Origin of the sequence: Enterobacter sp. RCC_40 (assembly GCF_041360735.1) — a bacterium.
Classification (GTDB): Bacteria; Pseudomonadota; Gammaproteobacteria; order Enterobacterales; family Enterobacteriaceae; genus Enterobacter; species Enterobacter ludwigii.
The window spans coordinates 712,752-727,494 of the sequence record NZ_JBFUPR010000001.1 but is presented as its reverse complement, the minus strand read 5'-3'; the positions used below and the strand labels follow the sequence as shown (position 1 = coordinate 727,494).

Here is a 14,743-nt window from a genome sequence, read left to right as displayed (position 1 = left end):
GCATTACTCATCCGGCAGCAGCTTCCAGCGCGGATCGTCGGTGGGTAATGCCACAAGCGGTTGCGCCACAGCCAGCGTGATCTCATTGGACGAGACGCGCTTGCCATCATTATCTTCGACCACCACCGAAAGCCGCCAGCGGTTGCTCGCGCCTTCCCTGTCATCCCAGGCAGGCATAATCACGCTCCAGCCGTCTTCGCTGGTATTGTTGGCCGGCGATGTCAGACTCAGCGCCTGCGTATCTCCCTGCCAGTGCAGCTGGCGAATCCCGTGCTTACTGCGGATCTGCAGCTTAAGCATCACGGTTTCGCCCCCTTTGAGATCCCACGGCGGTGTCGCCAGGTAGACGGACAACGTTTTGCTCTGGCGGAACTCCATCACCGGCAGGTTATCCCGCTCTGGCGAATCATAGCGACTGCCGCGCAGAGAACGGGTGGCGGCGACTTCACTGGCAGAAAGTTGCTTCACCAGCGGCACGCCAAAGCGGTAGTTGAGTTTGAGGCCAAGATTATTCTGGCTCACCCCACTCTCCCCTTGCTTATGCCCGGCGGTGAGGGTCACCAGCGGAACGGGGGTATAATTCAGCCCCAGATTGACCGCCACCGGGTTGTGATAACCGGTACCGCTGTTGAACAGGTCAACGTTATCACCAAAATATTGCTCAAAGCTGACGCTGGTATTCAGGTGATGGAACCACGGCAGCCACGCTTTAGCGGTCACGTCGTACCCCCGGGCCATGCGCTGCTCCTGAATGTCAGAGCGATCGCGCCAGCCGGCAAAGGGCTGATAATAGTTCGCAGACAGACGCAGGTTCTCGCCCCATACTTCCGCACCTAACCCGGCACGCTGCAGGTTTTCATCCAGCAGGTTGTCGTAAAAGGTGTTGTAGCCGAGCAACCATTTTCCGGCAACCCAGCGCTGCCCAATGCCGGCATTGCTCACCAGACCGTCAGTCTGCTGCGTCAGGCCAAGCTGGCTCCAGCTCAGATAACGGTTGTTATCGTTCCACGGAATAAACCAGCTACCGCTGCTGCCGTTAAATTTGCCGTCGTCATCCACCAGCAAGTTCACGCTGGCGTTCCCCCACGGCGAAAGCCAGGATTCAATATGCTGGTTCACTTCGCCGCTCACCGCGTCACGCACCTTGCCAAAGGCAAACTGACGCGCCTGCTCGCCTGTCGTCAGGCCGTTATCGGTCATACTGGCTTCGCCAAACGCTTTCGCCATTTCTGCCAGATGTTTTTCGCCCTCGGTCGTGGGCGCCGCCATGCCGAGATCGGGCAGATTATCCCCGTTGTTATCAAAGGGGTTCTGTGCCTGTTGCACAAAGGAATTCGGCGCACCGTGAACGGCTCCGACCGGAACGAGGGGGAGTAAAGCAAGCAAACGAAGATGAGATGAAACAGCCATTAACGTCGTAAGAAATACCCGATGCTTACGTGAGAACACCGGGTACCTTACCGTTATTCCTCACGTTTTGCAGCCTTAAGAGGAATTTTCCGGAATATCCTGAAACATTGTTTTTAGTTCAGGCACACAGGAGCCGCAGTTCGTTCCGCAGCGCAGCCTGGCACCCAGCGCCGCGACGGAATCACACCCTCCCCCAATCGCCTCGCGTATGACGTTTTCCCCCACGCTGAAACAGCTGCAGATGATCCGGCCCGGATCGACACTGTCCCCGGTTCCCTGTCCATTCAACAACGCGTGGCGCTCAGCAAGCGTCACGGGAGGTGAACGAAACGCGGCTTCAATTACCGCGTGCGCCAGTGTCGGTAACGCAGTGCCTTCCCAGAACCCGAGCATCAGTTGTCCGTCATGCCAGGCCAGCACGCTGCTGCGCTCGCTGGTCTGCGCGACCTGCAGCTGCCAGCCCCGTTCACTGGCGTACTGCATAACCCACGCCAGCAACGGCTTATCCCCCGCCACCGTCAGACGTGAGACTTTACGCCACCAGCAGACAGAGGGTGGAAGCTCCGGCAGTTCACGGGCATAAAGCTCGCCCTGCCAGCCCGGCTGCCAGGGCATAATCCTGACGGCCGTCTGTTTACTCTCGGGCTGACCGGACAGCGGGTCACAGCGCCCTTCCACCAGCGCATTCACCTTCCCCTGGCGGGCAAACTGGGCATTCCAGTGCATTGGCACAAACAGCTCACCTTCTCGCTGCCCGTCAGTGATACGCACTCTTGCCAGCATCACCCCACGCGGAGAACTGATGCGCGCCAGCTGTCCGTCGTACAGTGAGAAGCGCATGGCATCGGCGGCGCCGATCTCAACACACGGCTCAGCACTATGCTGCATCAGTTTCGGGACGTACCCCGTCCGGGTCATGGTGTGCCACTGATCGCGGATACGTCCGGTATTGAGAATCAGCGGGTATAGCGCGTTTATTGCCGCACCGTGTGGTTGAGGCTCTACCGGCACAATTTCCCGGCGCGCAAAGGCCCCCGCTGGCCACTGATAAGGCTCAAGCCGGTCCCATTCCTCACGGGTAAGTGACGTCAGTTCATGAAGGTTAAACGCCCGCGCGCCGTCATTTTCAAAGGCCGAGAGCGCAGCATGCTCACAAAAAATTTGCTGCGGATGTTCCCAGGCGAAGGCTTCACCAAAGCCCAGCGCCTGTGCCACCCGGGCGATGACCCACCAGTCCGGTTTGGTCTCGCCCGGTGCCGGCAGAAAGGCGCGCTGGCGCGAAATACGCCGCTCAGAATTGGTTACCGTACCGTCTTTCTCCCCCCACGCCTGTACCGGGAAGCGGATATGGGCATAGCGGCTGGTGTCGGTCTCCTGCATCACCTCGGAGACAATCACCAGCGGGCAATGTTCCAGCGCCTGGCACACTGCGTGGCTGTCCGGCAGCGAGACGGCAGGATTGGTGCCCATGATCCACACCGCTTTCACTTCGCCGCGGGCGATCGCATCAAACAACTCCACCGCCATCAGGCCCGGCGTCTGGGCCAGTCTTTCCGTACCCCAGAAACGCGCCACCCGCGAAAGAGACTCCGGCTCGAAATTCATGTGAGCGGCAAGCTGGTTCGCCAGCCCACCCACCTCCCGCCCCCCCATCGCGTTAGGCTGTCCGGTCAGCGAAAACGGTCCGCAACCCTGACGGGCGAATTTTCCGCTGGCCAGATGGACGTTGATGATGGCATTACACTTGTCGCTGCCGCTTGAGGACTGATTAATACCCATGGTGTAGAGCGTGATGGCCCGCGGCGCAGTCACAAACCAGTCGTAGAAGGTCCCCACGTCCTCGGTTGAGAGGCCACAAAACTCAGCCACCCGGGCGATGGGCCACGCGTCGGTTCCCTGAATCAGATTGAGTAAACCGACAAACAGCCCGGCGTCACTGCCGGGCGTAAGCGCCAGATGCAGGTCAGCAATATCGCAGGTGGCCGTTTTGCGCGGATCGATAACCACAACTTTCATCGCAGGGTTGTTCTGGCGCGCCTGTACCAGCCGCTGATACAGCACCGGATGGGTCCATGCCGCATTCGACCCGACCAGCACCACCAGATCGCTGTTTTCCACATCCTCATAGCTGCACGGCACCACATCTTCACCAAACGCGCGCTTGTAGCCCGTCACCGCGGACGACATACAGAGCCGCGAGTTGGTATCAATGTTTGCCGCACCGATAAACCCTTTCATCAGCTTATTGGCGGCGTAATAGTCCTCGGTCAACAGCTGGCCGGAGGCGTAAAACGCCACCGCCTGCGGTCCCCAGGTGTCGATGATGGTCTGCAGCCGTTTACCTGCCGCCGCCAGCGCCCGGGACCATTCCACCTCCTGCCCGTCGACCACCGGGTGCAGCAGTCGCCCCTGCAGACCGGTCGTTTCGCCTAATGCCGAGCCTTTAACGCACAGGTGTCCAAAACTGGCGGGATGGCGTTCATCTCCGCGCACGGTAACCTTCTCACCCTCTACCGTTGCGATCACGCCGCAGCCCACCCCGCAGTAAGGGCACGTCGTTCGGGTTTCATTCATGATGCCTCCGCACGCAAGATCTGCGCGTCGTTCCCGACCCACACCTGACCGTTTTCTATTTTCACCGGCCAGGCGCGCACCGCAGGTTCCCCGTTATCGGCCTGACAGCCGTCGCGCAGACGGATACGCTGCTTATAGAGCGGAGAGATGACCACCGGCTCGCCGGCAGCATCGCCGAGAATACCGCGTGAAAGCACGTTTGCTGTGCTGCCCGGCTCGAGGTCGTCGAGGGCATAGACAGATTGACCAAAGCGGAAAAGCGCAATCGGTTTTCGCCCCAGCCGGGCGCCGATCCCCGCCTGCTCAGGGATCTCATCGATAGCGCAGACCGCTTGCCAGCGTTTATTCTCCTCCACCGGCTGACGGTTCACTTCGGTACGGAACAGCGCCAGACGGCTCGGATCGTTAAGCGTGGTCTGCCATTCACACTGGTAGGTTTCCACCACGCGAGCCATCTCCTGTTCCAGCTCGTGCGCAATGCCCAGGCTGTCGTGAAGAATCACCTCGCGCAGGTAGTCGATCCCCCCTTCCAGATTGTCCATCCACGTACTGGTACGCTGCAGGCGATCCGCCGTGCGGATGTAGAACATCAGGAAACGGTCGACGGTGCGGATCAGAGTCTCGTCATCCAGATCGCTGGCAAAGAGATCCGCATGGCGCGGTTTCATGCCGCCGTTACCGCAGAGATAAAGGTTCCAGCCTTTGTCGGTCGCAATGACGCCCACGTCCTTGCTCTGAGCCTCCGCACATTCACGGGTACAACCGGACACGGCCATTTTAATTTTGTGCGGCGCGCGTAAGCCTTTATAGCGGTGCTCAAGCGTGACCGCGAGACGCGTGGAATCTTGCACGCCATAGCGGCACCAGTTCGATCCGACGCAGGATTTCACCGTGCGCAGGGATTTACCGTACGCGTGACCGGTCTCAAATCCGGCCTCCACCAGCGCCTGCCAGATCGCCGGCAGCTGGTCGAGCGTGGCGCCAAAGAGGTCGATACGCTGTCCGCCCGTGATTTTGCTGTACAGCTGGTAGCGTTTGGCGATCTGGCCGATAGCTATCAAGCCGTCGGCCGACACTTCCCCTGCAGGCATCCGGGGCACGATGGAGTACGTCCCGTCTTTCTGAATATTGGCAAAGTAACGGTCGTTGGTGTCCTGCAGCGGCAGATGTGCCGGTTTCAGCAGGTACTCATTCCAGCAGGAGGCGAGCACTGACCCCACCAGCGGTTTACAGATTTCGCAACCGTGCCCCTGCCCGTAACGGCTGATAAGCTGGTCGAAGGTACGAATATGATTGACGCGCACCAGGTGATAGATTTCCTGACGCGACCACGGGAAGTGTTCGCAGATGTCCTTTTTTACCTCCACGCCCTGCTCCGCAAGCTGGTACTCCATCACCTGTTTCACCAGCGCGCTGCATCCTCCGCAACCGGTCGCGGCTTTGGTGCACTGTTTTATGGCTCCAATATCCGCGGCACCGGCACTTACCGCCTGACAGATATCACCTTTGCTGACGTTATGGCAGGAGCAGATCTGCGCACTGTCAGGCAGTGCCGCCACGCCGAGGGCTTTTGGCGCGCTCCCGGCGAAGGAAGGTAAAATCAGCGTTTCAGGCTCTTTGGGTAGCGCTATGCCGTTGAGCATCATCTGCACCAGGGTCGCATATTCGCTGGCATCCCCCACCAGTACGCCGCCCAACAGGGTTTTATTGTCCTCACTGACCACGATCTTTTTATAGATTTGCTGCGGACCATGCGTCCATTGATAGCTTAGCGCGCCGGGCGTTCTTCCATGGGCATCGCCAAACGAGGCCACATCTACCCCCAGCAGCTTCAGTTTGGTGCTCATGTCAGCCCCGGTAAAGGCGCTCGCCTCTCCCGCCAGCGTGGCCGATGCCACCCGCGCCATCTGATAACCCGGGGCGACCAGACCAAAAATTTTACCCTCCCACAGTGCACACTCACCGATAGCGAACACGTCTTTATCGGAAGTCTGGCACTGGTTATCAATGCAAATCCCGCCGCGCTCTCCGGTCACCAGGCCACTGCTGCGCCCAAGTGCATCCTGCGGGCGAATACCTGCAGAGAAGACCACGATGTCAGTTTCCAGCTGTTCACCGTCCGCAAAGCGCATCACCAGCCCGCCGTTCGCAGAGACGATGTCGGTGGTGGCTTTACTGGTGTGAACGCCCACGCCAAGCGCTTCGATTTTTTTGCGCAACATGGCCGCGCCGTCGTTGTCGAGTTGTACCGCCATCAGGTGTGGCGCAAACTCCACGACGTGCGTTTCCAGGCCCAGCTGTTTCAGGGCATTCGCGGCTTCCAGTCCCAGCAGGCCACCGCCAATGACCACCCCGCGACGGGATTGCTTTGCCTGCGCGGCGATGTTATCCAGGTCGTCCAGCGTACGGTAAACAAAGCAGCCTGGCAGCGTGCTGCCCGGTACCGGAGGCACAAACGGGTAAGAGCCGGTCGCCAGCACCAGTTTGTCCCAGTGGGTTTCATGCCCACTGGCGGTACGCACGACGTGTGCGTCGCGATCGATACTCACAATTTGCTGCGAGAGGCGAAGCTCAATGCCGTGTTCAGCAAAGAAATCACCGTCCACCAGTGAGAGCGATTCTGCGCTTCGTCCGCCAAAATACTCTGACAAATGCACACGATCGTAGGCGGCATAGCGCTCTTCGCCAAAAACGATAATCTGGTACTGCCGGTGCAAATTGCGCTTCACACAGTCTTCGAGAAAATGATGGCCGACCATACCGTGTCCAACCACCACCAGCGTAGGTTTTGTCATAGCGTTTTGTCCTGCAACCTGCGGTTGCGTAGTGAATCGATTGAACAGCCAGTCCGCGTGGGCGGGCGCAGCCGTTGCCAGTAAATCGGTGAATGTTGCCGCGTTGCGGCAATCCCCCATCAGCAGCACGCCAGCAAGCGCACCGCGATGCAGTAACAAACGGCGATAGTGACGGGTCAGCGGATCCCAGGCGCTCCAGACCACATCGTCTGGCAGAACCTCTACTCGCCCGGCGCTGAACAGCTCCACACCGGGCACTTTGAGGCGCATGCCGCTGTCGGTCAGGGCAAATGGCGTGCTAGCCTCCCCAGCCAGCCGGGCGGCGAGGATATCCGCCTGCGCCAGGCAAGGTGCGACCAGGCCGAACGTCTGGCCGTCGATTTCGCAGCACTCACCGATGGCGCTGATCGCCGGGACTGAGGTCTGCATCTGGTGGTTAACCACAATGCCGCGGACACAGTGAATGCCGCTGCCTTTTGCCAGTGCGACATTGGGCTGCACGCCGGTCGCCAGCACCACGCGAGAGGCGTTAATCTTGCGTCCGTTGTGTAACGTCACGGCATCCGCCGCAATGGCGGTCATTCCCGATGACAGTTCGCAGCGAACGCCGCGCTCCGCCAGCGCCTCTTCAAGCAAAACGCCTGCCTGGCGATCGAGCTGCTGTTCCATCAGCCACGCACCACGATGCACCAGCGTGACGTTGTCACAAGACCGGGCCAGTGCCGCAGCGACCTCAACGCCGAGCACCCCACCGCCCAGCACTACAGCTGGCCCCGGGTTCTCCTGAATCGCGCGGATATCGGCCAGCGTACGGAAGGTGAAGACATGCGGAGCGTCACCGCCCGGAATGGGAGGTACAAAAGGCGTCGACCCGGTGGCAAAGACCAGTTCGTCCCAGGCCAGCGTGGTTGCTGTGGTACGGACCTCGCGTTTCTCAACATCCACGGAAAGCACCTTTTCGCCCCGTCGTACCGTCACACCCCGTGCGTGATACCAGGCGTCGTCCTGCAGGCGGATCTGCTGCGCCTGTTTTTCCCCGCCCAGTACCGGCGAGAGCATGATGCGGTTGTAAGCGTGTTCCGACTCCTCGCCAAACACGGTGATCGTGAAGCGACCGGGCGCACGCTCGGTCAGCGAGGCAATCAGCCGTGTTGCGGCCATCCCATTACCGATAACGATCAGTCGCATCACCGCCTCCGTTACGCCGCTTTAGGCTGTTTTTCATAGAGGAAATGGAGGATCTGCTGACGCATATGGTGATAGCGGCTATCGTCCGCCAGCTGAACCCGATTGCGCGGGCGAGGCAGGTCAACGTGCAGCACCTCGCCGACGGTGGCCGCCGGGCCGTTAGTCATCATCAGTACCCGGTCAGAAAGCAGCACGGCCTCGTCCACATCGTGGGTGATAAGCACGATGGTAGTGTTCAGCGCCTGCTGGATTTGCATCACCGAGTCCTGCAGATGCGCGCGCGTGAGCGCATCCAGCGCGCCAAACGGTTCATCCATCAGCAGGACCTTAGGCTTCATCGCCAGCGCACGGGCAATGCCAACGCGCTGTTTCATGCCCCCGGAAATTTCCGAAGGCCGTTTATGCAGGGCATGCCCCATCTGGACGCGATCGAGGTTGTGTTCAATCCACTCCTTGCGCTCCGCCTTGCTCATGGTGCGGCGAAAGACCTGATCCACCGCCAGCGCAACGTTGTCGAAGCAGGTGAGCCACGGCAGCAGAGAATGGTTCTGAAACACCACCGCACGCTCCGGTCCTGGCCCGGCGATTTCGCGGTTATCGCAAATCAGCCCACCTTCGGTCGGCAGGGTGATCCCGGCAATCAGGTTGAGCAACGTCGATTTGCCGCACCCGGAGTGGCCAATCAGGCTGACGGTTTCGCCTTCGTGAATATCAAAAGAGACGTTCTGTAGCGCCAGAAACTCGCCGCTGGCGGTAGAAAAACGCTGGCTCACGGCCTGGACCTGAATTAATGGTTTCATCTTCGCTCCTTATTTTTCCTGCCAGCTAAAGCGACGGGCGATCAGCATCAGCCCCTGCTCCAGCAGCAACCCGACCACGCCAATGATGACGATGGCGATGAGAATGTTTTCGACGTTGAGGTTGTTCCACTCATTCCAGATCCAGAAGCCGATCCCCAGCCCACCGGTGAGCATCTCGGCGGCGACAATGACCAGCCAGGCGATGCCAATAGAGAGGCGAACGCCAGTCAGCACCGCGGGCAGCACGGCCGGGAAGAGGATTCGCCGCATGATGGTCCACTCGGAGAGCTGCAGCACGCGGGCAACGTTGAGGTAATCCTGCGGAATACGACGTACCCCTTCAGCGGTGTTAATCACCATTGGCCATATTGAACAGATAAAAATGGTCCAGCTGGAGGCGGGTTCCGCTTTCTGGAACAGCAGCAGGCCGATAGGCAGCCAGGCTAAAGGACTGACCGGGCGTAACAGTGCGATCAACGGGCTGAACATGCGCGAGCAAAAGGTGAAGCGACCGATCAGGAAACCGAGCGGGATCCCCGCGAGCGCCGCCAGACCAAAGCCCACCGCCACGCGCTGCAGCGAAGCGAGCACGTTCCAGCCGATACCCATATCGTTTGGCCCGTCGCGGTAAAACGGGTCAGCGAAGAGCGTTAACGCGGAATCCAGCGTGCTGAGCGGCGTCGGGAACCCTTTGCTGTTGATCGCGGCCAGTTGCCAGAGCAACACCAGTAACCCGAGCCCCAGCAGCGCCGGGATCACGCGCTGCAGAAGGTCATTCATCCGTCGCGTGAACGTCGGTGCGCGGCGGCGAACCTGTACCGGAGGGAGGGTAATCACTTCCCCGCTCGCCGGCGTCTCGTCTTTCGATTTCGTGCTGTGCAGATGCTGCATAATCAGGCCCCTTTACGGTGAATAGCGAAGCGGTTGGCGTAACCGTCCGGATCGGTACCGTTCCAGACGGTACCGTCCATCAGGGTGCTGCTGCGATACGGTGATGACGGGGTGGATATGCCTCCCACCGCCGTGGCGGCATCCTGCCAGACCGAGGTCTGGTTAATGCGCTGCGCGATGGCGGCATAATCCGGCGCCGATTTGAGCAAGCCCCAGCGGCGGAACTGGGTTAAAAACCACATCCCGTCGGAGAGGTACGGATAGCTGACGGCTCCCTCGTTGAAGAAACGGATCGGATGCGCATCCTGCCAGCGCTGGCCAAGCCCGTTGTCGTACTCTCCCAGCATCCGTCCGGTGAGATACTGCTCTTTGGTGTTCAGCCACGCCCGGCGAGCGAGGATTTGGGCGGTCTCACGTTTGTTGTCTGGTGATGCATCGATCCAGCGTGCGGCTTCCAGTACCGCACTCACCAGCGCCCGCGCGGTGTTCGGGTTTTTCTCCACCCAGTCGCGGCGTGTGCCAAGAATTTTTTCCGGATGATCGGCCCAGATCGACTGGGACGTTGCGGCGGTAAACCCGATGCGGTCGTTAATGGCGCGCGCATTCCACGGCTCACCAACGCAAAAGCCGACCATGTTGCCAATCCGCATGTTCATCACCATTTGTGGCGGCGGCACAACCACGGTCCGGACGTCATCGAACGGATTAATGCCCGCGCTGGCCAGCCAGTAGTAGAGCCACATCGCATGCGTACCGGTCGGGAAAGTGTGTGCGAAGGTGTAAGTGCCCGGTGCCTGCTGCCCAATCAGCGTTTTCAGCCCGTCGAGATCGCGAACGCCCTTCTCTGCCAGATCGCTGGAGAGCGTGATGGCCTGACCGTTCTGGTTCAGGGTCATCAGGTTTGCCATCTGCTGTGGCTTACCGGCAAGACCCAGCTCCAGCCCGTACAGCAGGCCGTAAAGAATGTGGGCGGCGTCCAGTTCGCCGGCCACCAGCTTATCGCGCACGGCTGCCCAGCTTGCCTCTTTGGTTGGCACGATGGTGATGCCATATTTTTTATCAAACCCCTTCAGCGCCGCGATAACCACCGGCGCGCAGTCGGTTAACGGTATAAACCCGATGCGCACCGTCTCCTGCTCCGGTTTATCCGAGCCTGCCGCCCACGCGGCCTGCATGACACCCGGTAACAACATGGCGCCGCTCGCCAGCATGCTGGCCTGTAAAAACCGCCGTCTCGACAAATCCGCCATGACCACTCCTGAAAAAAAGACAAAAAAAAGCGCCCACCCGTGCCGAAGCACCGCTGGACGCCTTTATCCCGAAGACAGATGCACCGCCGTTGGCGCACCGTCAAAAATGGTTAATCAGATAATGCAAAGGGAATGCCAGGTTTTACTGCCCTGTTTTCCGGGCGTTTACCGGGAAATCTCCACGACCGCGCACCTCAATCAGGCACTAAATGCCCACTGATTGTGCAGCTACTCCTTAGGGGTTACCTGCCACAAGCTCTTCACGGTGAGCAGCGCGCGGGCGATATCTACCATGCGCTGGTTTTTGTCCATCGCCATTTTACGCAGCGCCGTCCATGCCTGTTCCTCACTCATCTTTTGATGGGTCATCAGTACGCTTTTCGCTTTATCGATGGTTTTGCGCTCTTCGAGCGTATCGCGCAGTGACGCGAGCTGACGGGAAAGCTGTTCTATCTCGCGCGCCTGCTGGCGAACCAGGGTTAACAAGGGCTTATCCGGATAAGAGGCCAGCGGATCGTCCTGCTCCTCAGCCGGTAGCGTGTGCTCCTCCTGGCGATGGATACGCTCGTCCACCGCGATCATCAGATCGGCGATAACCATCTCCTCCAGGGTGCGCAGATGCTCAAGGCGTGCCGTTTGCAGAGCAAACCAGGCCAGTGCGGTATGGCCATTGTCAGCGGCTGGCTGGCGGGTACAGGCCACGCGCCTCAGTTGTTCCGTCTCACGGTCAGGCTGGCAATTCTGGGAAAAGGTGGTTTGCACATCCGTCGTGCTGTGGGTCATGAAAATCTCGAAGCAGGCCTGCTGTCCGTCAATCCGGTCCACCAGCCGCTGACGGATGCCATCGTCAAAATAGCCCTGCGTGAAGCCAATCGCGCCCAGCGCCCGCTCTTGTCCCGCCAGCTCTTTACCTTGCATCAGGCTATAAAGCGCGACAAAACGGCCTGCGATTTGCGGATCGTCAATGCTGTCATTAAGCTGCGGTACGATACTGAGCAGATGACGCAGGATGCGACAATAGTGATCCATCGCCTGCGGGGCCGTAATGGTTTGCTGAATAACGCCGTCACGAAGGGCTGACAGGTTATCCAGACTGAGCAGCGCGCCGGCTATACGTTCGCACACGCCGCTGCCCTGGAACGGGGAGTGATTATCCAGAACGTCATAAAGCGCAGTGAGGTTCTCATTCACCAGCGCCCGGCTCGCTTTGCATTCGGCAGCGTACAGCTTACCCTGTGAGCAGAGCCAGACGTTAGAGGCTCCACGCTCGCACTGCAGCATATGCACCAGCAGGCTGATGGCGTTAACCAGCACGCCAAGCTGTGCCAGCCTGCTCAGTTGCTCCCGGCGCATCGACCTTGCACGCTGGAGCCATTCGGTCGCACCTGGCGAAATGCCAGCCATTAATGTCATGCTTACTCTCCCGGACAGCGAAACCCTGGATAGCTAAGCAATATTCGTGCCTTTAAAAGAACAGGAGTCAACATGCAAAAGATTGTTATCGTCGCCAACGGTGCGGCTTACGGCAGCGAATCCCTTTTTAACAGCCTGCGTCTGGCGATCGCGCTACGTGATAAAGAGAGTGAACTGGAGTTGCGGCTCTTTTTAATGTCGGATGCGGTCACCGCCGGGCTGAAGGGGCAAAAACCGGCAGAAGGCTACAACATCCAGCAGATGCTGGAGATCCTGACCGCGCAAAACGTTCCGGTCAAACTGTGCAAGACCTGCACCGACGGGCGCGGCATCACGGGATTGCCGCTGATTGAAGGTGTGGAAATCGGCACGCTCGTTGAGCTGGCCGAGTGGACTCTGCGCGCCGATAAAGTATTAACTTTTTAATAATAAACCCGTAAAAATATTATTTTCTTATGGACGCGGTTTCAGCATCAAGTTTACCTGCAGGGTTGCCGATAGGCATGGAAACAACACAGCAGGTATTTCACTTATGTTCAGATCCATTCGTGCACGCATCATTGCCGCGACGACAGGTTGTCTGGTCGTCGCCCTTCTTCTTAATACTGTCATCAATTTTCAGGTCACACGTCAGGATAACCAGCAGTCGCAGCGTGACATCCTGACCAGCACCAGCGCCAGCCATAACATGGCGATTGCGGACTGGGTGAAGAGCAAAATGACGGTTATCGCCTCCGCACAAACCGTTGCGCTCAGTGACGATCCGGTTCCGGTCTTTAAACAGCTTGCCCAGGCGGGTGGGTTCACTAACGTATACGTTGGCTATGCCAGCAAAACGGCGAAATTCTCTGAACCAGCGGGCGTACCGGCGGATTATGACCCCACGATCCGTCCCTGGTATCAGCAGGTCGTAAGCCAGGATAGCCCGGTCGTGACCGCGCCATATGTTGACGCTGGTAGCGGAAAACTGGTGGTGACGTTTGCCGTGCCGGTGAAAGAAAACGGTACCCTGAAAGCCGTGGTGGCTGGCGATGTGGCGATGGACAGCGTGGTTGCTAATGTGCGCGGGATCCACCCAACCCCGGCAAGCAGCGGGCTGCTGCTGAATAGCGATGGCACCGTCATTGCCGCCAGCGACCCTGCCCTGACGCTTAAACCGTTCGCCGAAACCCTCAAAGGCATCGACTTTGCGGCGCTGAAAAGCGGAAACCCGGTAAACGGGACCTTCAATGGCGCCGAAAAAACCTTCGTGGCAACCGCCGTGCCGGGTACGAACTGGATGCTGGTTGTTGCCCTGGACACAGGCGATGCCACCTCCGGAATGCGCTCGCTGCTGAAAGCCTCGGCCATCTCGCTGGTGATCCTGGCCTTACTCAGCGGCGCCATTGTTCACTTCCTGATTGCGCGTCTGCTGAAGCGCCTGTCTGACATTCGCGATGCGATGCATAACATTGCGAACGGCACTAACGATCTGTCGCAACGCCTGCCGGACAGCGGCGATGACGAAGTGGCGCAAATAGCGCAGGCGTTTAACGCCTTCAGCGACAAGCTCTCGGTGGTGATGGTACAACTGCGGGATGCCAGCGCATCGGTGAAAAACGCCGCGCGGGAAATTGCGGCAGGTAACCAGGACCTCTCAGGGCGTACCGAGCAGGCCGCCTCCAGCCTTCGCGAAACGGCCAGCGCCGTGGAAGAGATCACCGCGTCGGTAACCCAGTCGAACGAGTCTGCGGCTGAAGCCAATGACCAGGCGAGTAAGGCCTCTGCGGCGGCGGCTCGCGGTGGCGAGGTGGTATCTCAGGCCATCAGCACCATGCAGTCCATTGAAGTGGCTTCCGCGAAGATTGGCGACATCACCAGCGTGATTGACGGGATTGCCTTCCAGACCAATATCCTGGCGCTGAATGCCTCGGTGGAAGCCGCACGCGCCGGAGAGCAAGGGCGTGGGTTTGCCGTGGTGGCCGGCGAAGTGCGTAATCTGGCCAGCCGCAGCGCGCAGGCGGCGAAAGAGATTAAAACGCTTATCGATTCCACCACCAACAGCGTGGCTACCGGCTCCCGCTACGTTCATCTGGCCGGGGAAAGCATGAACGAAATCCGCTCCAGCATCGGTAGCGTGTCGGGCATCATGCGTGAAATCTCCATCGCCACCAGCGAGCAGATGAAAGGCATCCAGGAGATTAACCATGCGGTGACCCATCTGGACAGAATGGTTCAGCAGAACGCCGAACTGGTGGTGCAATCTGCGGCTGCAGCCGGCGCGCTGCAGAGCCAGGCGGGCGACCTTGCTGAAACTGCCGGGCATTTCCGCATTTAATGTTAGGGTGGCGCGCGTTCACCGGGTAAAACGCGCGCCAGGATAAATTTTCAGGAATTTTGTCATTTTTGTTTAATCGTTACGCCATTTTTTGATCAAAGTCAG

General features: G+C 59.2%; 9 protein-coding genes. 2 read left to right on the top strand and 7 right to left on the bottom strand.

Annotation, left to right across the window (positions count from 1 at the left end; all coding sequences use genetic code 11):
* Positions 1–3: 3 nt before the first annotated feature.
* The 7 genes from AB6731_RS03350 to nasR all read right to left on the bottom strand — a co-directional run bounded on the left by AB6731_RS03350 (position 4) and on the right by nasR (position 12,321).
* Positions 4–1,410 (bottom strand): YchO/YchP family invasin, encoded by a 1,407-nt coding sequence (locus AB6731_RS03350; RefSeq protein ID WP_371005884.1) that lies wholly within the window; start codon positions 1,408–1,410, stop codon positions 4–6.
* Positions 1,411–1,485: 75 nt separating this feature from the next.
* Positions 1,486–3,984 carry a molybdopterin-dependent oxidoreductase gene (locus AB6731_RS03345; protein ID WP_371005883.1) on the bottom strand — a complete coding sequence of 833 codons (2,499 nt, stop codon included), beginning with the start codon at positions 3,982–3,984 and terminating at the stop codon, positions 1,486–1,488.
* Positions 3,981–7,967, bottom strand: coding sequence for a nitrite reductase large subunit NirB (gene nirB, locus AB6731_RS03340; protein ID WP_371005882.1), 3,987 nt, complete (start codon positions 7,965–7,967; stop codon positions 3,981–3,983). Before nirB ends, AB6731_RS03345 begins: the two co-directional genes overlap by 4 nt.
* 11 nt (positions 7,968–7,978) lie before the next feature.
* Positions 7,979–8,767 carry an ABC transporter ATP-binding protein gene (locus AB6731_RS03335; protein ID WP_014170481.1) on the bottom strand — a complete coding sequence of 263 codons (789 nt, stop codon included), beginning with the start codon at positions 8,765–8,767 and terminating at the stop codon, positions 7,979–7,981.
* 9 nt (positions 8,768–8,776) lie between these two features.
* Positions 8,777–9,658: a nitrate ABC transporter permease gene (ntrB, locus tag AB6731_RS03330; protein ID WP_014170482.1), complete on the bottom strand. Its 882-nt coding sequence runs from the start codon at positions 9,656–9,658 to the stop codon at positions 8,777–8,779.
* Between the two features lie 2 nt (positions 9,659–9,660).
* On the bottom strand, positions 9,661–10,908 hold the full coding sequence (locus tag AB6731_RS03325) for a CmpA/NrtA family ABC transporter substrate-binding protein (protein ID WP_032678342.1): 1,248 nt from the start codon (positions 10,906–10,908) through the stop codon (positions 9,661–9,663).
* Positions 10,909–11,136: 228 nt separating this feature from the next.
* Complete coding sequence (nasR, locus tag AB6731_RS03320; protein ID WP_371005881.1) at positions 11,137–12,321, bottom strand: nitrate regulatory protein NasR; 1,185 nt, start codon at positions 12,319–12,321, stop codon at positions 11,137–11,139.
* Between the two features lie 72 nt (positions 12,322–12,393).
* On the opposite strand from nasR, the gene AB6731_RS03315 reads away from it, so the two are divergent.
* Together AB6731_RS03315 and AB6731_RS03310 are read left to right on the top strand one after the other, a co-directional pair.
* The gene (locus AB6731_RS03315; protein ID WP_020882353.1) at positions 12,394–12,747 is read left to right on the top strand and encodes a DsrE/DsrF/TusD sulfur relay family protein; all 354 of its coding nucleotides are present in this window, start codon (positions 12,394–12,396) and stop codon (positions 12,745–12,747) included.
* Positions 12,748–12,853: 106 nt separating this feature from the next.
* Positions 12,854–14,638, top strand: a complete 1,785-nt coding sequence (locus AB6731_RS03310; protein ID WP_014170487.1) for a methyl-accepting chemotaxis protein — start codon at positions 12,854–12,856, stop codon at positions 14,636–14,638.
* The last annotated feature ends 105 nt before the right edge of the window (positions 14,639–14,743 follow it).